28 protein-coding genes are annotated in these 20,712 nt (G+C 57.5%); 17 read left to right on the plus strand and 11 right to left on the minus strand.

Going from position 1 to position 20,712, the window contains the following annotated elements:
• The 6 genes from SynPROS71_RS01380 to SynPROS71_RS01410 all read left to right on the plus strand — a co-directional run bounded on the left by SynPROS71_RS01380 (position 1) and on the right by SynPROS71_RS01410 (position 6,829).
• On the plus strand, positions 1-801 hold the full coding sequence (locus SynPROS71_RS01380; protein ID WP_186596163.1) for a transketolase: 801 nt from the start codon (positions 1-3) through the stop codon (positions 799-801).
• On the plus strand, positions 798-1,688 hold the full coding sequence (locus SynPROS71_RS01385; RefSeq protein ID WP_186596164.1) for a hypothetical protein: 891 nt from the start codon (positions 798-800) through the stop codon (positions 1,686-1,688). Before SynPROS71_RS01380 ends, SynPROS71_RS01385 begins: the two co-directional genes overlap by 4 nt.
• Positions 1,685-2,410: a sugar transferase gene (locus tag SynPROS71_RS01390; protein WP_186596165.1), complete on the plus strand. Its 726-nt coding sequence runs from the start codon at positions 1,685-1,687 to the stop codon at positions 2,408-2,410. The genes SynPROS71_RS01385 and SynPROS71_RS01390 overlap by 4 nt, the downstream gene beginning before the upstream one ends.
• 16 nt (positions 2,411-2,426) lie before the next feature.
• The gene (locus SynPROS71_RS01395) at positions 2,427-3,524 is read left to right on the plus strand and encodes a hypothetical protein (protein ID WP_186596166.1); all 1,098 of its coding nucleotides are present in this window, start codon (positions 2,427-2,429) and stop codon (positions 3,522-3,524) included.
• Between the two features lie 1,002 nt (positions 3,525-4,526).
• Complete coding sequence (locus tag SynPROS71_RS01405) at positions 4,527-6,446, plus strand: nucleoside-diphosphate sugar epimerase/dehydratase (RefSeq protein WP_255442270.1); 1,920 nt, start codon at positions 4,527-4,529, stop codon at positions 6,444-6,446.
• 167 nt (positions 6,447-6,613) lie between these two features.
• The gene (locus SynPROS71_RS01410; protein WP_255442271.1) at positions 6,614-6,829 is read left to right on the plus strand and encodes a hypothetical protein; all 216 of its coding nucleotides are present in this window, start codon (positions 6,614-6,616) and stop codon (positions 6,827-6,829) included.
• A 46-nt stretch (positions 6,830-6,875) separates the two neighbouring features.
• On the opposite strand, the gene SynPROS71_RS01415 is transcribed toward SynPROS71_RS01410, so the two are convergent.
• Both SynPROS71_RS01415 and SynPROS71_RS01420 read right to left on the minus strand, forming a co-directional pair.
• Entirely contained in the window at positions 6,876-7,310 is a 435-nt protein-coding gene (locus SynPROS71_RS01415) for a TA system VapC family ribonuclease toxin (protein ID WP_186596169.1), read from the minus strand.
• Positions 7,307-7,546 carry a hypothetical protein gene (locus SynPROS71_RS01420; RefSeq protein WP_186596170.1) on the minus strand — a complete coding sequence of 80 codons (240 nt, stop codon included), beginning with the start codon at positions 7,544-7,546 and terminating at the stop codon, positions 7,307-7,309. The genes SynPROS71_RS01415 and SynPROS71_RS01420 overlap by 4 nt, the downstream gene beginning before the upstream one ends.
• Positions 7,547-7,656: 110 nt before the next feature.
• Here SynPROS71_RS01420 and SynPROS71_RS01425 point away from each other — a divergent pair, with 110 nt between their 5' ends.
• The 5 genes from SynPROS71_RS01425 to SynPROS71_RS13820 are packed head-to-tail and all read left to right on the plus strand — an operon-like array spanning position 7,657 to position 10,179.
• Positions 7,657-8,556 (plus strand): N-acetylmuramoyl-L-alanine amidase, encoded by a 900-nt coding sequence (locus SynPROS71_RS01425; protein ID WP_186596172.1) that lies wholly within the window; start codon positions 7,657-7,659, stop codon positions 8,554-8,556.
• A 20-nt stretch (positions 8,557-8,576) separates the two neighbouring features.
• Positions 8,577-8,984 (plus strand): HEPN domain-containing protein, encoded by a 408-nt coding sequence (locus SynPROS71_RS01430; protein WP_186472489.1) that lies wholly within the window; start codon positions 8,577-8,579, stop codon positions 8,982-8,984.
• Positions 8,941-9,291: a nucleotidyltransferase domain-containing protein gene (locus tag SynPROS71_RS01435; RefSeq protein ID WP_255442470.1), complete on the plus strand. Its 351-nt coding sequence runs from the start codon at positions 8,941-8,943 to the stop codon at positions 9,289-9,291. Before SynPROS71_RS01430 ends, SynPROS71_RS01435 begins: the two co-directional genes overlap by 44 nt.
• 13 nt (positions 9,292-9,304) lie before the next feature.
• A complete protein-coding gene (locus tag SynPROS71_RS01440; protein WP_186596174.1) occupies positions 9,305-10,054 on the plus strand; it encodes a YdcF family protein in 750 nt (249 codons plus the stop codon).
• Positions 10,051-10,179 carry a hypothetical protein gene (locus SynPROS71_RS13820; protein WP_255442276.1) on the plus strand — a complete coding sequence of 43 codons (129 nt, stop codon included), beginning with the start codon at positions 10,051-10,053 and terminating at the stop codon, positions 10,177-10,179. Before SynPROS71_RS01440 ends, SynPROS71_RS13820 begins: the two co-directional genes overlap by 4 nt.
• A gap of 58 nt (positions 10,180-10,237) precedes the next feature.
• Here SynPROS71_RS13820 and SynPROS71_RS01445 read toward each other — a convergent pair whose 3' ends face one another.
• Positions 10,238-10,642, minus strand: coding sequence for an HI0074 family nucleotidyltransferase substrate-binding subunit (locus SynPROS71_RS01445; protein WP_186596176.1), 405 nt, complete (start codon positions 10,640-10,642; stop codon positions 10,238-10,240).
• Positions 10,643-10,734: 92 nt separating this feature from the next.
• Between SynPROS71_RS01445 and hisS the strand changes: the two genes are divergently transcribed.
• From hisS to SynPROS71_RS01460, 3 genes are read left to right on the plus strand one after another with little or no spacing between them, the layout of a single operon-like run.
• The gene (gene hisS, locus SynPROS71_RS01450) at positions 10,735-12,039 is read left to right on the plus strand and encodes a histidine--tRNA ligase (RefSeq protein WP_186597800.1); all 1,305 of its coding nucleotides are present in this window, start codon (positions 10,735-10,737) and stop codon (positions 12,037-12,039) included.
• Positions 12,040-12,094: 55 nt separating this feature from the next.
• Entirely contained in the window at positions 12,095-13,528 is a 1,434-nt protein-coding gene (locus SynPROS71_RS01455; RefSeq protein WP_186597801.1) for a nucleotide sugar dehydrogenase, read from the plus strand.
• Complete coding sequence (locus SynPROS71_RS01460; RefSeq protein ID WP_186596178.1) at positions 13,525-14,568, plus strand: NAD-dependent epimerase; 1,044 nt, start codon at positions 13,525-13,527, stop codon at positions 14,566-14,568. The genes SynPROS71_RS01455 and SynPROS71_RS01460 overlap by 4 nt, the downstream gene beginning before the upstream one ends.
• Here SynPROS71_RS01460 and SynPROS71_RS01465 read toward each other — a convergent pair.
• The 7 genes from SynPROS71_RS01465 to SynPROS71_RS01495 form a co-directional block, all read right to left on the minus strand.
• Positions 14,559-14,990: a hypothetical protein gene (locus SynPROS71_RS01465; protein ID WP_186596180.1), complete on the minus strand. Its 432-nt coding sequence runs from the start codon at positions 14,988-14,990 to the stop codon at positions 14,559-14,561. The genes SynPROS71_RS01460 and SynPROS71_RS01465 overlap by 10 nt on opposite strands.
• A 142-nt stretch (positions 14,991-15,132) precedes the next feature.
• Positions 15,133-15,333, minus strand: coding sequence for a photosystem II reaction center protein J (locus SynPROS71_RS01470; protein WP_011932176.1), 201 nt, complete (start codon positions 15,331-15,333; stop codon positions 15,133-15,135).
• An 11-nt stretch (positions 15,334-15,344) separates the two neighbouring features.
• On the minus strand, positions 15,345-15,464 hold the full coding sequence (locus SynPROS71_RS01475; protein ID WP_006042407.1) for a photosystem II reaction center protein L: 120 nt from the start codon (positions 15,462-15,464) through the stop codon (positions 15,345-15,347).
• Between the two features lie 18 nt (positions 15,465-15,482).
• Complete coding sequence (gene psbF / locus SynPROS71_RS01480) at positions 15,483-15,620, minus strand: cytochrome b559 subunit beta (protein WP_011932177.1); 138 nt, start codon at positions 15,618-15,620, stop codon at positions 15,483-15,485.
• A gap of 10 nt (positions 15,621-15,630) precedes the next feature.
• On the minus strand, positions 15,631-15,879 hold the full coding sequence (psbE, locus tag SynPROS71_RS01485; protein WP_011932178.1) for a cytochrome b559 subunit alpha: 249 nt from the start codon (positions 15,877-15,879) through the stop codon (positions 15,631-15,633).
• 87 nt (positions 15,880-15,966) lie between these two features.
• Positions 15,967-16,977 carry a photosynthesis system II assembly factor Ycf48 gene (locus SynPROS71_RS01490; protein WP_186596182.1) on the minus strand — a complete coding sequence of 337 codons (1,011 nt, stop codon included), beginning with the start codon at positions 16,975-16,977 and terminating at the stop codon, positions 15,967-15,969.
• Between the two features lie 31 nt (positions 16,978-17,008).
• Positions 17,009-17,425 carry a rubredoxin gene (locus SynPROS71_RS01495; RefSeq protein ID WP_186596184.1) on the minus strand — a complete coding sequence of 139 codons (417 nt, stop codon included), beginning with the start codon at positions 17,423-17,425 and terminating at the stop codon, positions 17,009-17,011.
• Positions 17,426-17,525: 100 nt separating this feature from the next.
• Here SynPROS71_RS01495 and ndhC point away from each other — a divergent pair, with 100 nt between their 5' ends.
• Genes ndhC through SynPROS71_RS01510 form a run of 3 tightly spaced genes read left to right on the plus strand, consistent with a single transcriptional unit; the run spans position 17,526 to position 19,211 of the window.
• Positions 17,526-17,888 (plus strand): photosynthetic/respiratory NAD(P)H-quinone oxidoreductase subunit C, encoded by a 363-nt coding sequence (ndhC, locus tag SynPROS71_RS01500; protein ID WP_006042402.1) that lies wholly within the window; start codon positions 17,526-17,528, stop codon positions 17,886-17,888.
• A gap of 31 nt (positions 17,889-17,919) precedes the next feature.
• Positions 17,920-18,666 carry an NADH-quinone oxidoreductase subunit NuoB gene (nuoB, locus tag SynPROS71_RS01505; RefSeq protein WP_186597802.1) on the plus strand — a complete coding sequence of 249 codons (747 nt, stop codon included), beginning with the start codon at positions 17,920-17,922 and terminating at the stop codon, positions 18,664-18,666.
• Positions 18,663-19,211: an NAD(P)H-quinone oxidoreductase subunit J gene (locus SynPROS71_RS01510; protein ID WP_186596185.1), complete on the plus strand. Its 549-nt coding sequence runs from the start codon at positions 18,663-18,665 to the stop codon at positions 19,209-19,211. Before nuoB ends, SynPROS71_RS01510 begins: the two co-directional genes overlap by 4 nt.
• Here the strand turns inward: SynPROS71_RS01510 and yvcK are convergent.
• Positions 19,205-20,629, minus strand: a complete 1,425-nt coding sequence (gene yvcK / locus SynPROS71_RS01515) for a uridine diphosphate-N-acetylglucosamine-binding protein YvcK (protein WP_370586835.1) — start codon at positions 20,627-20,629, stop codon at positions 19,205-19,207. The genes SynPROS71_RS01510 and yvcK overlap by 7 nt on opposite strands.
• Positions 20,630-20,712: the final 83 nt, after the last annotated feature.

Genomic DNA, 20,712 nt, shown 5'->3' on the forward strand with positions numbered 1-20,712 from the left:
ATGGATTCTCTCACTCTTTCAAAAAAAATACGTTTACAAGCACTAAATATGTGCTCAAAGGGTAAATCATCGCACATTGGCTCTATTCTTTCTTGTGCTGATATATTGGCTGTACTTTATTCGAATTTCATCAATTATGACGTAGTAAATCCTAAATCCCAATCTAGAGATAGGTTTGTGATGAGTAAGGGACACGCAGGCGCCGGTTTGTATGCTACTTTAGCGTGTCTAGGTTTTGTTGATACATCTATATTAAATACTCACTATCAAAATGGTTCTTATCTTTCGGGTCATGTGTGTCATAAATTATTTCCAGGTATAGAGGTCTCTACAGGTTCACTAGGTCATGGCTTGCCAATATCATGTGGTATTGCGCAGGCCTTAAAGTTACAAAAATCAGATTCAAATGTTTATGTTCTCATGAGTGACGGAGAATTAGATGAAGGATCAAATTGGGAAGCATTTTTATATTCTTCGCACCATCGACTTGACAATTTATATGTATTTATTGATAGAAATTTTCTTCAGAGCATTGAATCTACTGAAGAGACCTTAGCTTTAGAGCCGTTGACATCTAAATTTGAATCTTTTGGATGGTATGTTGCAACACTTGATGGCCATTCCCACGAAGATTTAAGTGTTAATATTCAAAAATCAGCGCTCATAAAAGATAAACCCAAGATATTTATATGCAATACTATTAAGGGTAAAGGTGTTGATTTCATGGAAAACAAAGTCCTTTGGCATTATAGATCTCCGTCCGCAAACGAACTTAGTCTAGCTACTGATTTGCTATCATGAGAGATAAACTTGTCCAATTGATCCACAATTCTTTGCTTTCTGACAGCAAATCTGTTCTGCTTACCGCAGATTTAGGTTATAGTGTTTTTGATGTATTTGAAGAATTTAGAGATTCTCAGTATTTTAATGTTGGAGTCTCAGAGCAACTAATGGCTTCTATGTCTTGTGGATTAGCACTTGAGGGAATGAAAGTTTTTTGTTATAGTATTGGTGTTTTTCCCACTTTGCGTTGCCTTGAGCAAATAAGAAATGACGTTACTTATCATGAAAATGATGTGACATTTATTTCTAGTGGTGCTGGCTTTAGTTATGGAGCCTTAGGTATGTCTCATCATTGCGTACAAGATATAGGCTTTGTCTCATCTATCCCGGGTATCACTATATGTACTCCGGCCAACGAATTTGAGCTTGATTTAGCATATCCCTTGCTTAATGGACCGTGTTATCTTCGAATTGATAAAAGCATTTGCGATCATCAGCCAGAAGATATATCTCTTGGGATCGACATTATTAAGTATGCTTCGTCATCGAGTGTCTCTGCCCCTAAGGTCTCTGTTCTCTTCCATGGTTCAATCGGATCAATCGCTTTTCAGTGTATTGATAATAATTCTTTTGATCTATATAGTGTTCCATGCCTGAAGCGTTCTGTAGGCTTAGACAAAGTTATATGCGACTCCGATTATATAATTACAATAGAAGAGCACTCCATTTGCAATGGCTTTGCATCTTTCATATCATCTCTAATCATTCAACTTAATAGTAAGGTTAAGCTTTTACCAATTGCTTTACCGCATGAGCATTCTTCTGTTGTTGGAACACAATCATATCTCCGAGAGCATTATGATTTGACCTCTAATCATCTTCAATCACTCTTAAATTTATTATGAAAAATATTCTTGAACGACTTCTTGCGTTTGTTGTTTTATTTTTGCTGACCCCGTTGCTTTCTGTATTTTTGTTGTTAATATTTTTAGAAGATCCCTCTTCATCACCTATTTATGTTCAGCAAAGGGTTGGTAAACACGGTAAATTATTTAGACTTTATAAGTTACGTTCAATGCGACCCTTGAAATCTGTAAACTTTACATCAACGAGTTCAAAAGATCCGCGAATCCTTAAAACGGGTAGAATAATTCGTAAAATCAAGTTAGACGAGATACCTCAACTTGTGAATATAATTTTTGGAACAATGTCTTTCGTAGGCCCTCGCCCAAATGTTCAGGTTGACGTGGATTTATATACCCCCTATGAGCGTACACTTTTACAATACTTGCCTGGAATAACCGACCCTTCTTCTATTATTTTTAGCGATGAGTCTTCTATTCTTGAGCCTTATTCATCCCCAGATTTGGCATACAATAAACTTATAAGGCCTTGGAAAAACGTCTTTGCGCTCCGTTATTTCAAAGACAATACTTCTTTAACAGATTTTCTAGTTATTATTCTTACTTTTATGTCAGGTATAAATAGAGTCAATGCACTTCGGCTCGTTTCGAAAATTCTTAAATGCCCTTCGAATTCTATCTACTCTAATGTTGCAAAAAGATCTATCCCACTTGAACAAGTAATCATAGATCCTCCCGTTTCAGCCTCGTCTATATCTTGGTAGAATTATGATTATTCCCTTGACCAAAGGTAGAGATGCGATCTATCTAGTCGTAAAACATATACTTGATTCGAGGAATCCGCATGAGCTTCGTCAAGTTACTGTATATATGCAATCTTATACATGTTTTGCTGTCTTGCAGCCGCTAATTAATTTAGACTTAACCATTATTGTTTTAAGTCCTACCTTGACATATGAACCTCCTTCAATTTCAACAATCAATAAAGCCTTAGACGTAAACTCATTAAATATTTTTATTGCCCAGGAGACTTTCGGAAGGCAAATTCCGCATACTCTTATTGATTTCCTCCATAAGTCTTTTGATTACATTTTAATTGACAGTTGTCACTCTTCGATACATAATCTCTATCATGAAATGTATTATTACTCTTCTAAGGTTATTGGAAGATTTTTTTCTTTTGAATACGGCAAGCCTTTATCTTTAGGTATGGGTGGGGCTTTGTCGCTCAATCCAAATTGCAATGTCCACCACTCTTTGATGAATGGTTATAGCAAGCTTTTTACTTCAAGATCAACTCCTGCCTATTTTGTAGTTAAATCTTTTGTTATAAACATTTTATATGTTTGGCTTCTTAGGTTTTCTCCACCTTTGATTATCTGGCTTTTATTAGTATTGAAATCTAAGTCTAGGGGTAATGTCAATTCTTTGAAGATTCATGATTTGTATCACTGCAGGCCTCCGTCTAATCTGTTGGTTCACTTTATTTCTTGTCTTGTTGAATCTCCTTCTGCAACGAGAAATTTGCGGATTTGGAGTGCTATAGATCTTGCCCTTTTCCCTCAGCTGCGAAATTCTAATTACGCAAATAACCCATACTTAGTCATTAATTTAGGCAACAAAAATGAAGCATTTAATTTTCTTTCAAAGCATGGAATAGTGACATACACTTGGTTCGACACGCCAATTCATCCGCTTTGTACTAGTGAGATTTCTCGGATTTTGCTTGATAATTCTAATATCGTTATTTGCGATGGAATGTCTGTTTCATCTGCACTTTCTTGTAGTACTTTAGTCATTCCCACAAAGTTTTTGAAAAATATTAATCACTTGTTTTCTCTGCTTGATGAATCATGTGTGCCTTATTCATTGATATGAATATTGTTGAATCCTGCACTTTTAGGCGTCTTGAGCTTGCGGATGTCCCAGAGCTTGTCAGTCTTCACAAATCTTCTTTCGAGTTTGGTGTTACTCAAGCTTTTGGTGATGATTATTTGTTTTCTCTGTATTCCGAATTAGTTGCATCTTCGCGCATTGCTTTGGCTGCTGTTCTGCCGGTTTCTCAATCTTTAATTGGCTTTATTATTGGTGACGTTGATGTTCGGCCGCCGGCCTCAAGAAAAACTTCGACTGTCGATCATTTATTGTCATGCTTCCTTGTCTTCAGGTATTTTCGATATCTACGAAAGTTGATCTTGTTCTTGTTTAGAAAATTTCCCTCCGTTAGTAGTATTATTTGTTTTTCTATTCTAACCTTTTTTCATCGTATAAGATCTTATTTTGTTTTGCCTCGAAATTTCAGTACCTCGACCTTAAGTCACTTTGCCGTGAACTCTTGTTATCGCTCTCTTGGCGTTGGTCGCGCTCTTCTGTCTCATTATATCTTCCACTGCAGAAGCTATGGTGTTAACTGCATTGTCACCCGCACTCATAATAAGCGATTGTTTGATTACTATTGCTCTAACTACAGTATTCACCGCGTTGTTGTAACTTCTTTTTCGGGTTTCTCTATTCACACCATTCTGTTTTCTTGAATGCTTTCTCTCTTTGCTCCGACTTGCTCTTTTGAATTTAGCGCCTTTTCGTGAGAATCTTGAGCGTAGTTTTTGCTATTTTTGAGGCATGCTATTCACTCCACTTTTCTCTGGAGCATTTCTTGTTTTTTGATTTCGGTGCTTTCTCGGAGGCCAGGTGATTGATGCCAACCTCAAAGGCGTGTGCTTGGTTGGTAAAGACTTTGTGCAACGTTTTGGTTTCAATGCTCAGCTTTTGGTTTGACAGGTTTTGCTTGAGGGGTGTCGACAGAGTGAGCGTCTTCCTCTGGCTGGATCAACACGTTGCCATTCCCTTTGCCGTGGCTTCCCGACATTGAAACCTGAGTTGTCGCGTTCCTATTCGATTGGAGTCGCTGAGCGAGCTGTTCGCTTTCCGCCCAGGGCCCGCCGGCTGCTGCTGATCGGCATCGACGCTCTGCTGCTGCCATTGGCGGTGTGGCTCAGCTTTTGGCTGCGGCTGGCCCATCCGCTCCATCCCAGCTTTCAGTCTGCCGGGTTGTGGTTGATCCCAGCAGTGTTGCTGGTTGGCCTGCCGCTGTATGCCCTCACCGGGCAATACAAAGGCCTCACGCGCTACGTCGGTAGCCGTGCTCTTTACCGGCTTGCAGGTCGCAATGGTCTGTTGGTGCTGCTGTTGGCGGGCACCGGCGTGATGTTGCGTCTGCCGATGCCGCCCCGTAGCAGTTGGATTCTGCTCTGGTTGCTGCTCACCGGTTTCACCGGAGCGGTGCGGTTTGCCCTGCGTGATCTGCTCCTGTCGCTGCGGTCGGTGAGCCAAAAGCAAATGGTGCGTGTGGCCATCTACGGCGCCGGTGAGGCTGGTGCCCAGCTCACCGCTGCACTGCGCCTGGCTGGTAACCATCAGATCGTGGCTTTTCTCGATGATGCGCCGAGTCTCTGGCGGCGCACGATCAACGGCTTTCCGATTCAGCCGCCCCAGGTGCTGAGCGAGATCCAGGAGCAGCTCGATCAGGTGTTGCTGACGATTCCCTCGCTGCCCCGCAGTGAACGTCGCCGCATCGTGGCTGAGTTGCAACGCCAGGCGATCCCGGTGTTGCAGATCCCCTCAGTCGATGACCTCACCTCCGGCCGGGCTCGCATCGATGCACTCCGCCCCGTTGCCATTGAAGACCTGCTCGGCCGTGATCCCGTGCCGCCTGTGCCGGAGCTGCTCGGCCCTGGCTTGCGTGATGCGGTGGTGTGCGTCACCGGCGCCGGTGGTTCGATCGGTTCGGAGCTCTGCCGCCAGATCCTGCAGCTGTTTCCGAAAACGCTGATCCTGCTCGAGAGCAGCGAACCGTCGCTCTATGCCGTGGAGCAGGAGCTGCGCCAGCAGCTGCCTGCATCAGTGACCCTGCTGCCGGTGCTCGGTAGCGCCGCCGATCCGGCGCTGGTGCAACGGCTGTTTGCCGGCCATGGCGTGCAGACCGTGTTCCATGCCGCCGCCTACAAACACGTGCCCCTGGTGGAAGCGAACCCGCTGGCGGGCCTCGCCAACAACGTGGGCTCCACCCGGGTGGTCTGCCAGGCCGCGGTGGCGACGGGCGTCAGCGAACTGGTGCTGATCTCCACCGATAAGGCCGTGCGACCCACCAATGTGATGGGGGCCAGCAAGCGTTTGGCTGAGTTGGTGCTGCAGGCGTCGGCATTGGAGCTGTCCCAGAGTGCTGAGGGCCTTGGTCAGCCCCGCACCCGACTGGCGATGGTGCGTTTCGGGAATGTTCTGGGCTCGTCGGGTTCTGTGGTCCCCCTTTTTCGAAAGCAAATTGCCGCTGGCGGACCGATCACCCTCACCCACCCGGAGATCATTCGTTATTTCATGACGATCTCAGAGGCGGCCCAGCTTGTGCTGCAGGCTTCCACCCTCGCCCAGGGCGGTGATCTGTTCTTGCTCGATATGGGAGAACCGGTGCGCATCAAAGACCTGGCGGAGCAGATGGTGCGCCTCGGAGGTTTGTCGCTTCGTGATGCTCAGAATCCCAGCGGCGACATCGAGATTGTTTGCACTGGTCTGCGCCCCGGCGAGAAGCTTTATGAAGAACTTCTCATTGATGCTGAGTCTGAATCCACCCAACACCCCCTGATCTTCCGCGCCCAGGAACGGGCTCTGCCGCCAGACGTGCTCTGGCCTCGCCTCGATGCGCTCGACGCCGCGATCTCCGCCCAGGATGTGGACGGTGCCCTTGCTCTGCTGGCGGAGCTGGTTCCCGAGTGGCAGCGGGGGGATGGGACAAGACAGCCGTGAGCCGATTTTTTGTGGGTGATTTATGCGCTTATGGGCATAAAGCGGTCTCTCATGGCGCTACTCCTTCCCCATGGGGTTTGGGGTGATTTGCTGTCATCGCGGCCGGCGGCCTTGTGAACGCTGCTGGGGAGGGGTGGGTCCAGCAGTCGGGTTTAGCGTGGTGTCAGATGAGTGATGCTCGATGCCGCACGCGTTCTTGTCCGCCAGCGACACCTCAGTGTTGGTGCGGTGTCAGTGAGTTGGCGCGCCAGGCGTTGCGCCGCCCCGCTGGGCCGGAGGAGCCGCGATCGGAGCGGTCCGGCTTGCCCCTCCTGCCGATCAACACCTCAGGTTGTGTGGTGGATCTCAGTCTGGTGAATCAGCTGCGTGATGACGAGAGCTGAAGCCATGCCCATCGCTTTGCTCAGCAGGCAAAGTTGACAACATGCGTCAGGCCAGAAGGAGTCGTTCGAGGCCGGCGAAGCGCTCGAAGTCGCGATCAAAGCTCACAAGCCGCCAGCCATTGCTGATGGCCAGCGCTGCCAGGTAGGTGTCGGTGCACAGGCGGGCCGGGTGGTTGCCCTCTGTCATTAGCTCGTGGAAGACATCCCAGCCATCACTCGTTGGTGTCGCCATGCCCACCCCCTCGAGTTGGCAAAACGCTCGCAGAAGCTCAGAGGCATCCCGGGCGCTTTTCACCGCGGCGCCCATCACCTTCGCTTGGCTTGCCAGGCGCACCAAGCCCAGGGCCGTCACCGTGCAGAACAGCACCTGTTCAGCGGCTTCGCTCTCCCAGTAGGCCACCGCATGATCGTGGTGCTTGTGATCGGCTGTCGCTAATGCCAGCCACACGTTCAGGTCGGGTAGGTCTACGCGGCCGCTCATGGCTCAAGCAGTTCAAACAGGGCCGCATTGCTCATGCGGCTGGAGTCAATTGCAAGGTGACCCTCAAGTCTTGGCAGCTGACGAGCTGAGCGTTGCGCTGCGGTCGATGGCGTCGGGGCTTCAAGCCCTTTTTCCACGTAGTGCTGCAAAAGCTGCTTCAGGGTCAGCTGTTCCCTGGCAGCCCTCGCTTTGAGTCGCGCGAACAGTGGGTCTGGTAGTTCGAGCGTTGTTCGCATGGAGCAGCTTATTTGTATGCGCATTTTAATGCGCATCAACGCGATCTATCCATGGCGTGATGGCGAGGCTTGATTGATCCTGAGGGTTGAGCGGACGCTCCATCAGCCCCATGGCTCCCACCTTGTATCTGCACTGGACGGCCACCGGTTACGACTGGATCCGGCCCGGGCACTACCACTCGATCATCGGCGGCGACGGCCGGGTACATCGGCTTCATGCCTACAGCGTGGATCTGCCCGCCCACACCTACGGCCGCAACCGCAACAGCGTCGCTCTCTCCTGCGCGTGCATGGGCGGCATCCCCGACCCCTGGACCCTGCCGCCCACTCCCGCTCAGCTCACCAGCCTCTGCACCGAAGCCGCCGCGATCGCCCGCAGCTGGGGCTGGCAGGAGGGAGACATCAGCCTGCAATCGGTGATGACCCACGCGGAAGCCGCCTCCAATCGCGATGGCCGCGTGATGCACGACAACTACGGGCCCATGATCTGGGGCGGCAGCGGCGAGCGCTGGGATCTGCTGCAGCTCGAGAAGAATGGCCCCAGCGACGGTGGCGAGCAGCTGCGCCAGCGCATCCGCGCCCTGCTGTGCGGTGATCCCTCACCCACGCCTGCCGCGCCCTTGCTCTTCAAGGGCGAGACCGTGATCCAGGCCCGTGGCGCCGATCTGGCGGTGCAGATCGACGCGCTGGGCCGCTCCTGGGCACTCGCCGCGGATTTGCTCAACCGCTACGAGATTCCCTACGTCTGGGATGCCAGCCTGCGCCGCATCCTGATCGGGGCCCTCGATGTGGCTCCCACCTACCGTGACGATGCCGTGCAGGCGTCGGTGGGATGGCCGTTGGTGGAACTCACCCTGCAGACCGGCAACGCCCCGGTGATCCTCACCGGCATCCTCCGCCCAGGCCCCAGCGGTGACCGCGCCTGGTGCCGGGTGGTGGAGTTCGCTGAGGAGTTTGGGATCTCCGTGAGCTACGAGCCTTTGGTGCTGGCTGAGCGCCGGGGAGGCTAGTGCCGATTCAGAATGGCCTTATGAATCGTTCGGCGGATTGGTTGCATCAGGCCCAGGCGGATCTAGCCCAGGCCAGCCTCAGCGCAGGGGCGGGCCACCACGAATGGGCCTGCTTTGCCTCCCATCAGGCTGTTGAAAAGGCCTTGAAAGCTTTGCATCTTCAGCAGGGGCAGCAGAGCTGGGGCCACGGCTTGGGGCGGTCTTACCGGGAGCTGCCTGAGGCGGTTGTTGAGCAACTGGCCGCAGCGGTGACGGATCTGGAAGACCGCTTGCGGGTGCTGGATGCTCTATACATCCCCACGCGTTACCCCGATAGCCTGCCGGAAGGTGCCCCCACCGACCACTTCGGCCGCCTGCAAAGTTCAGACGCCATTAGCCATGCCCGTGCGCTCGTTGAAGCAATCCGTCTGGCGCTGGCCAGCTCCTGAGCAGGTCCTCGACGACGTGCAGGTCTGGGCACAGCAGCAGCAACGGCGGGTTCCAAGCCTGCAGCGCCTGGGTGTGTTTGGCAGTTACGGGCGTGGCACGGCCGCCTTTGGCAGCGACCTTGATCTGATCCTGGTCGATGCCCAGGCCAAAGGCGGTCAGATTGAGCGCCTGCAGCAGTGGCCGCTCGCCGACCTTCCCCTCAGTTGTGATGCCCTGGTGCTCACCCCTTCTGAACTGGAGCAACGCTTGAACGACGGTTCCCGCATGGCCATAGAGCTCAAGCGCGACCTGCGTTGGCTGCTCTGACGCTGCGCCGGCCATGGCCTACATCCTCAGCAAGCTTCTCCCCCTAGCACTGCTCCCCCTCGGCCTCAGTCTGATCCTGCTGCTGGTGGGTCTGCTCGGCCGTTGGCGCTGGCCCGTGATCACCGCCCTGCTGTTGCTGTGGGTGTTTTCTCTGGGGTTGGTGAGCCAGGGCCTCTGGCGTTGGCTGGAAGCCCCCTGGACCCGTCAGCCTGCTGCTGCGGCCCCCAGCGCCGATGCGATCGTGGTGCTCAGCGGCGGCCGCCATCCCGCCCCGGGCCCGGCCCGGGTGAGCGAGTGGCACGATCCCGATCGCTTCCTGGCCGGTCTCGATCTCTTCCGCGCCGGCAAGGCGCCGCGGTTGCTGTTCACCGGTGGGTCCAGTCCCTTCCGCCCCGGTCAGCCCCCGGAAGGTGAGCGCTACCTCCGCGAAGCCCAGCAGTTGGGCATTCCCTCTGCTGCCATGGCCAGCACGCCGCCGGTGGTCAACACCGCCGAGGAGGCGGCCGCCATTGCTCAGTTGCTGCCCGCGCGCGCGCCGATCCTCCTGGTCACCAGCGCCTTTCACATGCGCCGCGCCCAGCGCCTCTTCGAGCGCCGGGGCCTCGTGGTGCAGCCGTTTCCGGTGGATTTTCAGGCCCGCGGCGCCTGGGCGGGCCCCCTTTGGCGCGATCCCACCCAGTGGTTCCCAAGCGCCCGTTCCCTCGATGACAGCTCCCGGGCCTTGCGTGAACTGTTGGGCCGGATCGTCTACCGCGTGTGGTGAACGCAATCGCGGGCCCACAGCACCTGGCCCGCGCGTTCGATGTGGTCGAGAAGGTCTTGGTGATCGATCAAATGGCGCAGCTGCAGATCAATTCGCCATGGCAACAGCAAATCATCGAGCGCTGACGCCCGAGCGCCCTGGACCCATACAGCACCACACGGTTCACGCTTGGATGCGCTCGGATCAGCTTGAGAAGCTGTTGGCCTGCAGCGCATCGATGGACTGGCTCACAATCAGGTCGGCAATCTCTCTGGCGATCGCTGGGTTGTAGCTGTGGCTGGTGAGATTGCGGCTGCGGATCATGGCCATCCAGGTGGTTTCCGTTCCCGCCGGCAGCAGCTCACGCACAACCGCTTCACGCACGGCGTCCCTGGAGCCGCTGATGCCACTCACGCCTTGATTCACCAAAAAGTCTTTGAGCAACAACCAGCTCAATTCATGGGTGAATTCAAACGCCTGGATCAACCCCTGTTGTTCCAGCTCGCTCAAGGCTCGAGTCTGAGCAAGCTGAATGGCGCGTTCGAGTGTGCCGAGCGCTCGTCCGTAATTCTCGAGGCGCTGCAGCCAACGCACATCCGACTCGGCCATTCAGCAAGCGTGTTCAACTTCAAGCGAGGCGCCTTGCCGTTCAGAGGCACGGCAAGACGGCAGACTTCCAGGCAGCGAACGAGGGGATGGGCGTGAGTCAGCTGCAGAGCCTGCGCGGCATGGTCGACCTGCTGCCGGAGCAGACCCGCCGCTGGCAGGCGGTGGAGGCTGTGGCCCGCGATCACTTCCGCCGGGCTGGGGTCGAGGAGATCCGCACGCCCCTGCTGGAGGTCACCGACTTGTTCGCCCGCGGCATCGGTGAGGGCACCGATGTGGTGGGCAAGGAGATGTATTCCTTCCTCGATCGCGGTGAGCGCTCCTGCACCCTGCGGCCGGAAGGCACGGCTTCGGTGGTGCGGGCAGCCGTGCAGCACGGTCTGCTCAGCCAGGGTGCCCAGAAGCTCTGGTACGCCGGGCCGATGTTCCGCTACGAGCGCCCCCAGGCCGGCCGCCAGCGCCAGTTCCATCAGATCGGTGTGGAGTGCCTGGGGGTGAGCAGTGCCCGCAGCGACGTGGAAGCGATCGCTCTCGCCTGGGATCTGCTTGCTGCCCTGGGCGTGCAAGGCCTGGAGCTGGAGATCAACAGTCTTGGCACCCCTGAGGATCGTCAGCATTACCGCGCCCAACTGGTGGCCTGGCTGCAGGAGCGCGTTGATCAGCTCGATTCGGATTCCCAGGAGCGCCTCAGCACCAACCCCTTGCGCATCCTCGACAGCAAAAACAAGGCCACCCAGGCTCTGTTGGCGGACGCCCCCACCTTGTTGGAGGCGTTGAGCCCCGAAAGTGCCCAGCGCTTCGAGCAGGTGCAGGCCCTGCTGGGTCAGCTGGCGATTCCCTTTCGCGTGAACACCCGGCTGGTGCGGGGCCTTGATTACTACGGCCACACCGCCTTTGAAATCACCAGCGATCAGCTCGGTGCCCAGGCCACCGTCTGTGGCGGGGGCCGTTACGACGGCCTGGTGGAACAACTTGGTGGTGCTGCCACGCCGGCGATCGGCTGGGCCCTGGGCATGGAGCGCTTGCTGCTGGTGCTCGAAGCTGCTGCCAACGCCAATCCTGATGGCCCCGCCGCGCAGCTCACCGCCCCCACACCACCCACGGTTTATTTGGTGAACCGCGGTGAGGCGGCCGAAGCGGCGGCCCTTGGTTTAGCTCGTAACTTGCGCCAGGCCGGTATCGCCGTGGAGCTCGACGGCTCCGGTGCCGCCTTCGGCAAGCAGTTCAAACGCGCTGATCGTTGCGGAGCTCCTTGGGCCCTGGTGGTCGGTGATGGCGAAGCCGAGCAGGGCCAGGTGCGCTTGAAGGCTCTTCGCGGTGACGCCCACGAGCAGACCCTGGCCTGGGCCGACCCCCGCACCGATCTGCCGCTGCTGCTCAACGCTCTTCAGCAGCGGTAACCTTCCCCAACACGATTGAGGGGCAAGATCCTTGATGGCAACGTCTGTGCCAGCCATGCCAGTGCAACGGATCTGCTGCATTGGTGCCGGCTATGTGGGCGGGCCCACCATGGCGGTGATCGCGGATCGCTGCCCCGACATTCAAGTCACCGTGGTGGACATTAACCAGGCGCGCATCGATGCCTGGAATGACGCCGACCTCAGCAAGCTGCCGGTGTACGAACCTGGCTTGGACGCCGTGGTGGGCCGCGCCCGGGGCCGCAATCTGCGCTTTTCCACGGCTGTGGATGAGGCCATCGCTGCGGCCGACATGGTGTTCATTTCCGTGAACACCCCCACCAAAACCAAAGGCCTGGGTGCTGGCCAGGCCAGTGATCTGCGCTGGGTTGAGGCCTGCGCTCGCCAGGTGGCCAAGTCCGCCCAGGGGCACACGATCGTGGTGGAGAAAAGCACCTTGCCGGTGCGCACCGCCGAGGCCGTGAAAGCCATCCTGTCGGCAGCGCAGCAATCCGATCACGAAGCTCCCCGCAGTTTTGCGGTGCTGTCCAACCCTGAATTCCTGGCTGAGGGCACCGCAGTTCGGGATCTTGAATCACCCGATCGCGTGTTGATCGGCGGCGAGCATCCAGAAGCGATTGATGCTCTGGCCTCCGTTTACGGCCATTGGGTCCCCCAGGAGCGCATCCTGCGCACCAATCTCTGGAGCAGTGAGCTCTCCAAGCTCACGGCCAATGCATTCCTGGCCCAGCGCATCAGTTCGATCAACTCCGTGGCAGCTCTCTGCGAAGCCACCGGCGCTGATGTGCGTGAGGTGGCCCGGGCGATCGGCACCGACAGTCGCATCGGTCCGAAGTTCCTCAATGCCGGCCCTGGCTTCGGGGGCAGCTGCTTCCAAAAAGACATTCTCAACCTGGTGTATCTCTGCCGCCATTTCGGCTTGCCGGAGGTGGCCGACTACTGGGAATCGGTGGTGAACCTGAACAGTTGGCAACAGCACCGCATCGCTCGCACGGTGGTGCAGAAGCTGTTCGGCACCGTGACCGGCAAGCGTCTGGCGATCCTCGGCTTTGCCTTCAAGGCCGACACCAACGACACCCGCGAAGCTCCTGCCATTCGCATCGCCAAGGATCTGCTGGAAGAAGGGGCGCAGCTGGCCATCCACGACCCGAAAGTGGAGCCCGAGCAGATCGCCCGCGATCTGGGCCTGCCCGCCAGCGAAGCCCCGGATGCCGAGTCCGGCCCCACCCGCGCTTCCCTTAGCGGCGAAGGCACCTGGTGGCCGAGCGCGTCTGTGGCCGATGCACTGGAGGGTGCTGATGCCGTGTTGATTCTCACGGAGTGGGACCAGTACCGGCAGCTCGACTGGTCTGATCTCGCCCCGCGCATGCGTCAGCCCGCCTGGGTGTTCGATGCTCGCTCAGTGGTGTCGCGGGACACGATCCGCGCGGCCGGCTTGCAGCTTTGGCGTGTGGGAGACGGTGACGCATGACCACTGCCTCTGAGTCTCGTCCGATTCTGATTACCGGTGCTGCCGGTTTTATCGGTGCGGCCCTGGCGCAACGCCTGCTCCAGCGCGGCGAGAGGGTGATCGGCCTCGACAACCTCAACAGCTATTACGACCCTGCTCTCAAGCAGGCTCGCCTGCGGCAGATCGAGGCCGTGGCGCCCCCTGAGGCCTGGACGTTCTGCCATCAAGCGCTGGAAGCAGCGGACGCCTTGCAGGAGCTGTTTGCCCGGGAGAGGCCCCGGGTGGTGGTCAACCTGGCTGCCCAGGCAGGGGTGCGCTACTCCCTCGAGAATCCTGCGGCTTACATCCAGAGCAACCTGGTGGGCTTCGGCAACATCCTCGAAGGTTGCCGGCATCACGGGGTGGAGAACCTGGTGTATGCCTCAAGCAGTTCGGTGTATGGCGGCAACCGCAATCTCCCTTTCCATGAGCAGCAGCCGGTGAACCATCCGGTGAGTCTGTATGCCGCCAGCAAGAAGGCCAACGAGCTGATGGCGCACACCTACAGCCATCTGTACGGATTGCCGGCGACGGGACTGCGCTTTTTCACGGTGTATGGCCCCTGGGGCCGGCCGGACATGGCACCGATGTTGTTCGCCAAGGCGATCCTGGCGGGCGAGCCGATCAAGGTGTTCAACCACGGCAAGATGCAGCGCGATTTCACCTTCATCGACGACATCGTTGAGGGGGTGCTGCGCTGCTGCGACAAGCCGGCAACGGCCAATCCCAGCTTCGATGCCTTGGCTCCCGATCCAGCAACGGCGGCGGCGCCTCACCGGGTGTTCAATATCGGCAACAGTCAGCCCACAGAATTGCTGCGCTTTATTGAAGTGATGGAACAGGCCCTGGGGCGTGAGGCGATCAAGGATTTTCAGCCCATGCAGCCGGGAGATGTGGTGGCTACGGCAGCCGACACCGCGGCCCTGGAGGCCTGGGTGGGCTTCAAGCCTTCCACTCCAATTGAAGATGGTGTGGAGCGCTTTGCCGATTGGTACCGCAACGTTTACAGCGCTCAGTCGTAAAAGCGTTTGCCATCAACCCGCTTCTGGCGGTGGCGTCGTGCGGCGTTGCGGGTGAATTCACTCACTGTTGGGTTGGCGGCAATCGGATCCACATGGGCCACCTGCTGCCAAAGCTCTCGTGGGGCCCAGCGCACCGTGTGCAACACGCGGTCGTGTTTGGTGATGTGGCACCAGTGCAGGCTGCGGCACAACGGGCAATACAGCTCCTCCAGCCATTCGTTATTGAGAACGAGCACGGGGTGGGCATTGATGATCAGCTGGGCGCGTTTGGCTGACACGCCCCGTTGTTGCAACTGCTGGGGGTTGAGCAGGTGCAGAAAGTACTTCTTGCCATTGCCCTCAATGTGCTGTTCCGGGTGCGCTGGGCAGAACAGCTCGCGCTTCTTGGGGCGACGTTGACGTCGTGGTTCGATGCAGACCATCGGGGCCCTTATCCACCAAAAAAAACTAGGTGAGCAGGCTGCTGGAACACAAGCAAGTAGGCCTGATGATTGCCTGAGTGGAATCAAAAAAAAGCCCCCGGCAGTCGTGCCGGAGGCTTCAGATCAATCACTTGGTTCACAATCAAGCGGAACCGACACCCGTATAAGAGCCGTAGAAGAAGAGGCCAACGACAAACAACACAGCCATGCCGCCGGCAGTGGCAACCAGCCAGAGAGGCAGGGTGCCTTCGGTCCAACGGGAACGCCAGGCAACAGCGGGACGACCATCGGGGAGACGATCGGGAATACGGCCGTCAGGAAGACCTGATTTCTTACCACTCATGATTGGTTTCCTCAGTTGAAGAAGTAGCTGGAGAAGAGGATGCCCGTGGTGAACACCACCAACAAGCCCAGATAGAGGCTTGTGCGGTTCAGTTCAACCGGCAGGTTGTTGGGGTTGGGGTTGCGCTCCATGGGGATGTCAGGAAGAAATCAACGACGGATGAACTGCATGGCGGCCAGAGCGCCCAAGAAAAACACGGTGGGAACGCCCAAGGTGTGAACGGCGAGCCAACGCACCGTGAAGATCGGATAGTTGCGCGGCGTGGATGTTGCGGGGGATTGGGTCATGGTTCAGGCTTTATTGCAGACGGTCGTCGAGTTGAGACTTGCCCTCGTAGCGCTGGCTCACGACCGGAGCTTTGCTTTCGGTGGCCTGGAAGTAGGCGTCAGGACGGGGTGTTCCGAAAGCGTCGTAGGCCAGGCCGGTGGACACAAACAGGAAACCCGCCAAAAAGATGGAGGGCAGTGTGATGGCGTGGATCACCCAGTAGCGGATGCTGGTGATGATCTCGAAAAACGGGCGTTCCCCGGTGGAGCCGGCGGCCATGACTTCGGGCGTATCAGCTTGGTGATCCTAGGGGTAGGGCTCCGGCCTTCGCGGCCGGGGCCTGCCCATGGTTACGAAGCGTTGCCCTCAGCTCACTGCCGTCCAGTGCAGCAGCAAGCCACGTTCTCCGAGCAGGAACGCGTGCTCCTGCCCCTCGCTGTCGTCGAAGACGAAGCGATTGAAATTGGTTGGTGCCTGGCGGCTTTCGGGATCGCGCTCCCAGCTGTCGCCTCCATCACGGCTCACCAGCAGGGTGCCGTTGCCGCCACCGGCCCAGATGGCACCATCCTTCGACCAGGCCATGTCCATGTAGCCGTAGCCGTTGGTGATGGGAATGATTGGCTTGTTCCAGCTCTCGGGGTCCTGAGCGTTGTCATTGAGACGAATCTGAGCGCCCCGGGCCACCATCCACAGGTTTCCATCCGGCTGGTAACCAATGCTTTGCAGCCTCTGGCTGCTCACGCGCTGGTGCACCTGCCACACCTCCTGTCCTGGAGTCCAGGTGGCGTAGAAGTTGCCCAGGCTGCTCACACTCACGTAGCCGCCGTCAGCACTGCGGCGCAGGTCGCGCACCGCACCGGCTGCATCACTCACCTCCGCTTCCCAGCTGCCGCCGCCGTCGCGGGTGCGATACACCGCGCCAACGTTGGTGGCCAGTTCAGCGCTGTCGGGTCCCAGCGCGGTGATCAGGTAAGGCTCGCCAGGAAGCTTGGTGTCAAGGAACAAGCGGGTCCAGTTCTGGCCGCCATCGGTGGTGTGCATCAGCAGGCCAGGCTGGCCTGCGATCCAGCCGTCGTCTCCCTCAAAAGCAATGCTGAGCAGGCGGAAGTTCTCCTCATCGGGGAGATCAAGGCTGCGTTCGTTCCAACTGGAACCGCCGTCGTTGGTTTCAAGGATCAAGCGGTTGCTGCCCACAAGAAAGCCGTGATCCGCACTGGTGAAGGCCACATCCAGAGGATTGGCGTCGGTGTTGAGATCCACAACCTGCCAGGGACTGCTCGTGGCCACAGGAACACGGGTGGTGACACAGCCGCCGAGGCCGAAGCCGATGCAGGCCACCAGCACGAGCTGGATCAGGGGTTTAAGCAGAGAAAACATGCCGGGCACAGAAAACAATGGGGCGGCGCGATCAACGCAGGGAGTACAGCGAAAGGAAAAAGGCAAAGCCGAGGAGCAGGCCACCGAAGATCAGAACATTCTTCTGTCCCGGGGTCAGGCGATTGACGCCCAGGCCGTAGTTGAGGTTCTCTTCGAAACCACTGGCCTTGGAGCGGGGGCCGATGTCGCGGAAGGCACCAACCCTGCTGCGGCAAACCGGGCATCGGAAGCTGGCTGCATCCAGATCTTCAAAGGCGGTGCCACTCGGTATCGCCAGCTTCTTGACCCCCTCGTCGGGGTCGTACACGTAGCCACAGCTGCGGCATTCGAAGCGGTGGGTGCGCGGATCCGTCGCTTCAGCGAGGGTCTGTTCGGCGGGCGCCTGGGGAGCTTCGGATTCGGCGTCCTCAGCTGCAACGTGGTCTGGGGCCTGTGATTCGTCGCTCACCGTCGCTCATCCGGGCTCTATCACTCTATCGGCGTGATCACGGCAAACGTCAGATGGCGCCTGCAAATGCCAGACTGACCCGCAGATCGGAGCCCATTGGATGTTTGTGCTTCCGGGATACGACGCCTTCCTCGGCTTTCTGCTGATCGCAGCAGCCGTTCCTGTGCTGGCGTTGGTGACCAACAAACTGCTGGCGCCTCGAAGTCAGGCCGGAGAGCGACAGCTCACCTACGAATCCGGAATGGAGCCGATCGGCGGTGCCTGGATTCAGTTCAATATCCGCTACTACATGTTCGCGCTGGTCTTCGTGATCTTCGACGTGGAGACCGTGTTCCTATATCCCTGGGCAGTGGCCTTCCATCGCCTGGGCTTGCTGGCGTTCATCGAAGCTCTGATTTTTATCGCCATCCTTGTGGTGGCTCTCGCCTACGCCTGGCGCAAGGGCGCTCTGGAGTGGAGCTGACCCCATGACCTCATCCACTGATCGTTCTGCCATGGCCGGAGACTCCCCTTCCATTCAGGCGCTGCGCGATCTGCGCGAGGCCAGCTGCAGTCCCGTTGCTGGTGCTGCTGACGGCGTCCCCACGGTGACCCAGGACCTGAGTGAGAACGTGATCCTCACGAGCCTCGACGATCTCCACAACTGGGCCCGCTTGAGCAGCCTCTGGCCGCTTCTCTACGGCACAGCTTGCTGCTTCATTGAATTTGCGGCATTGCTTGGGTCTCGTTTCGATTTCGACCGTTTCGGGCTTGTGCCCCGCAGCTCGCCGCGCCAAGCCGACCTGCTCATCGTGGCCGGCACGGTGACGATGAAAATGGCTCCTGCCCTGGTGAGGCTCTACGAACAGATGCCTGAGCCGAAGTATGTGATTGCCATGGGCGCCTGCACCATCACCGGTGGAATGTTCAGTGCCGATTCCACAACGGCGGTGCGTGGCGTTGACAAGCTCATCCCCGTGGATCTCTACATGCCGGGTTGCCCCCCTCGCCCGGAAGCGATCTTTGATGCGGTGATCAAACTCAGAAAGAAGGTGGCCAACGAATCCGTCGCCGATCGTCGTCAGCTGAAGCAAACCCATCGGTATTGCACCGTTGAGCATGCGATGACCCCAGTGGAACCCATCGTGACGGGTGCCTATCTCCGTGCTGAAACCCAAGTGGCTGCGCTCCAGCCTGGCGCTGGCTTGCCCATGCCTGCCCTGGAAACCGCGGACGCTGTTCAAACCTCTGAGCCCTCATGAGCACCACTCCTGACAAGCAAGTGACTGATGACGCTCCTGTGGCCGTGGCCCCTGAGCCTGGCCCTGTCAGCCAATGGCTCAGCCAGCAGGGCTTCGAGCATGAGCTGCTCGAGCCCGATCATGTGGGCGTTGAGCAGATCGCTGTCGAGGCCCTGTTTCTGCCGGTGATCGCCGCGGCACTCAAGAGCCATGGGTTTGACTATCTGCAGTGCCAGGGCGGCTACGACGAAGGCCCCGGCGAGCGGCTGGTGTGCTTCTACCACCTGCTGGCCATGGCAGAAGTCACCGAAGGTGGCGCCGACCAGGTGCGTGAAGTGCGCTTGAAAGTGTTCTTGTCCCGAGACGGGCAGCCCAGCGTTCCCAGCCTCTACGGGCTGTTCCGAGGTGCCGACTGGCAGGAGAGGGAGACCTTCGACATGTTTGGCATTCAGTTCGAAGGCCATCCCCATCCCAAGCGCCTGCTCATGCCGGAAGACTGGACCGGCTGGCCCCTGCGCAAGGATTACGTCCAACCTGATTTCTACGAAATGCAGGACGCCTATTGATGAGCGGCTTGCTGGCTGGCTGAGCTCTGAAGATCTCTCTTGTGTTTGCGGTAATAGCGCATCACAGCCAGAGCCAAGGAGCGTGGATCGTGACGCAGGGTGGCCGTGGGTCTGCTGCCCTGAAGAGGGGCTTCCATCACTTCATATCCTTCGGCCATCAACTGCCGCCTGTTGCAAACAACAGGGTCAGCGCCTCTGGATCGGTAGTGAGCAATCAAAGGAGAATCCGCGATCGCTTCCTGAGCCAGCACGGCGTCGAACAGCCGCTGATTGATGCCGAGTGAGGCCAATTGCGCTTCGATCGCCCGCAGGTGGCCGCTCACATCGAGCCCATCGGTTTCGCCGGGCTGGGTCATCAGATTGCAGATGTAGAGCCTTGGAGCACGGCTGCGTTGAATCGCTGTCACCAGTTCGGGCACCAGCAGATTCGGAAGCAGTGATGTGTACAGGCTCCCGGGGCCCAGCAGGATCAGATCTGCCTGGGAAATAGCCTCCAGAGCTCTCGGGAGAGCCGGTGGTCGCTCCGGCAAACAACCCAGACGCACGATCGGGCTCGGCGCCTTGCCGATGGCGGATTCCCCTTCGATGCGGCGCCCGTCCTCCAGTTCTGCCCACAGCCGGACATCGGCATTGGTGGCCGGTACCACCTGGCCCTGCACGGCCAGCACGCGGCTCGAGGCGGTGATCGCCGTTTCGAGATTGCCTGTAATCGCTGTCAGTGCCGAGAGAAAGAGATTGCCGAAGCTGTGGCCTTCCAGTCCTGTTCCCGAGGAGAAGCGGTATTGAAACAGGCGCGTCAGCAGTGGTTCTTCAGTGGAGAGTGCAGCCAAGCAATTGCGGATGTCGCCCGGTGGTTGCACCCCAAGCTCGCGGCGCAGCACACCGCTGCTGCCTCCGTCGTCGGCCACCGTGACGATGGCGGTGATGTGGCTGCTGTAGCGCTTCAAACCGCTGAGCAGAGTGGACAACCCAGTGCCACCGCCGATGGCCACGATGTTGGGTCCCCGGTTCAGCCGGCTCTTAGCGCGCAGAGCGTCCACCAGAACGGTGTCTTTTTCAGGAGCGAGAGCCTGCTGGATCGAACCGAAGCTGCGGCTCTGGCCCCAAAGAAGCAGGCCGATCCCCACGAGCAGCACGAGCGGACCGGTGATTCCACGGGGCATCACGCGCGTGATCCAGCCAAGGGCTTCCTGGATGGCCCAGAGTGTCCAGTAAATCGGCTGAAGGTCGGCCCAAACGGCCGCACCGAGCAGGGCTAGCACCAGTCCGATGCCCGAGGTGAGCAGCCAACGCTTCACCACCAGCCCGGGCTGCAGCCAGCGCATGGCACGCCGGGAGCGCAGCATCAAATCGCGCTGCCGCTCCGCCTGCATCGCGCGGATGCGTTGACGGTTTCCGCGGCGTGGAGGACTGGTCAAGTGCGATCCGAAGCGAGGGGTTCGCATCCCTTGCAATCAGCAAACTCTACGGAAGCTGGCCCCAATGGCCATCCCCCCATGGC

Origin of the sequence: Synechococcus sp. PROS-7-1 (assembly GCF_014279795.1) — a bacterium.
Classification (GTDB): domain Bacteria; phylum Cyanobacteriota; class Cyanobacteriia; order PCC-6307; family Cyanobiaceae; genus Synechococcus_C.

Excerpts from the sequence above, each read along its gene's own strand:
- SynPROS71_RS01385 (WP_186596164.1), top strand. The coding sequence starts at position 798 with ATGAGAGATAAACTTGTCCAATTGATCCACAATTCTTTGCTTTCTGAC.
- SynPROS71_RS01410 (WP_255442271.1), top strand. The coding sequence starts at position 6,614 with ATGAGTGATGCTCGATGCCGCACGCGTTCTTGTCCGCCAGCGACACCT.
- SynPROS71_RS01380 (WP_186596163.1), top strand. The coding sequence starts at position 1 with ATGGATTCTCTCACTCTTTCAAAAAAAATACGTTTACAAGCACTAAAT.
- SynPROS71_RS01440 (WP_186596174.1), top strand. The coding sequence starts at position 9,305 with ATGGCCTACATCCTCAGCAAGCTTCTCCCCCTAGCACTGCTCCCCCTC.
- SynPROS71_RS01425 (WP_186596172.1), top strand. The coding sequence starts at position 7,657 with ATGGCTCCCACCTTGTATCTGCACTGGACGGCCACCGGTTACGACTGG.
- SynPROS71_RS01475 (WP_006042407.1), bottom strand. The coding sequence starts at position 15,464 with ATGGAGCGCAACCCCAACCCCAACAACCTGCCGGTTGAACTGAACCGC.
- SynPROS71_RS01460 (WP_186596178.1), top strand. The coding sequence starts at position 13,525 with ATGACCACTGCCTCTGAGTCTCGTCCGATTCTGATTACCGGTGCTGCC.
- nuoB (WP_186597802.1), top strand. The coding sequence starts at position 17,920 with ATGGCCGGAGACTCCCCTTCCATTCAGGCGCTGCGCGATCTGCGCGAG.
- SynPROS71_RS01465 (WP_186596180.1), bottom strand. The coding sequence starts at position 14,990 with ATGGTCTGCATCGAACCACGACGTCAACGTCGCCCCAAGAAGCGCGAG.
- SynPROS71_RS01415 (WP_186596169.1), bottom strand. The coding sequence starts at position 7,310 with ATGAGCGGCCGCGTAGACCTACCCGACCTGAACGTGTGGCTGGCATTA.
- SynPROS71_RS01420 (WP_186596170.1), bottom strand. The coding sequence starts at position 7,546 with ATGCGAACAACGCTCGAACTACCAGACCCACTGTTCGCGCGACTCAAA.
- SynPROS71_RS01445 (WP_186596176.1), bottom strand. The coding sequence starts at position 10,642 with ATGGCCGAGTCGGATGTGCGTTGGCTGCAGCGCCTCGAGAATTACGGA.
- SynPROS71_RS01510 (WP_186596185.1), top strand. The coding sequence starts at position 18,663 with ATGAGCACCACTCCTGACAAGCAAGTGACTGATGACGCTCCTGTGGCC.
- SynPROS71_RS01470 (WP_011932176.1), bottom strand. The coding sequence starts at position 15,333 with ATGAGTGGTAAGAAATCAGGTCTTCCTGACGGCCGTATTCCCGATCGT.
- SynPROS71_RS01430 (WP_186472489.1), top strand. The coding sequence starts at position 8,577 with ATGAATCGTTCGGCGGATTGGTTGCATCAGGCCCAGGCGGATCTAGCC.
- psbF (WP_011932177.1), bottom strand. The coding sequence starts at position 15,620 with ATGACCCAATCCCCCGCAACATCCACGCCGCGCAACTATCCGATCTTC.
- SynPROS71_RS01455 (WP_186597801.1), top strand. The coding sequence starts at position 12,095 with ATGCCAGTGCAACGGATCTGCTGCATTGGTGCCGGCTATGTGGGCGGG.
- ndhC (WP_006042402.1), top strand. The coding sequence starts at position 17,526 with ATGTTTGTGCTTCCGGGATACGACGCCTTCCTCGGCTTTCTGCTGATC.
- SynPROS71_RS01390 (WP_186596165.1), top strand. The coding sequence starts at position 1,685 with ATGAAAAATATTCTTGAACGACTTCTTGCGTTTGTTGTTTTATTTTTG.
- SynPROS71_RS01490 (WP_186596182.1), bottom strand. The coding sequence starts at position 16,977 with ATGTTTTCTCTGCTTAAACCCCTGATCCAGCTCGTGCTGGTGGCCTGC.
- psbE (WP_011932178.1), bottom strand. The coding sequence starts at position 15,879 with ATGGCCGCCGGCTCCACCGGGGAACGCCCGTTTTTCGAGATCATCACC.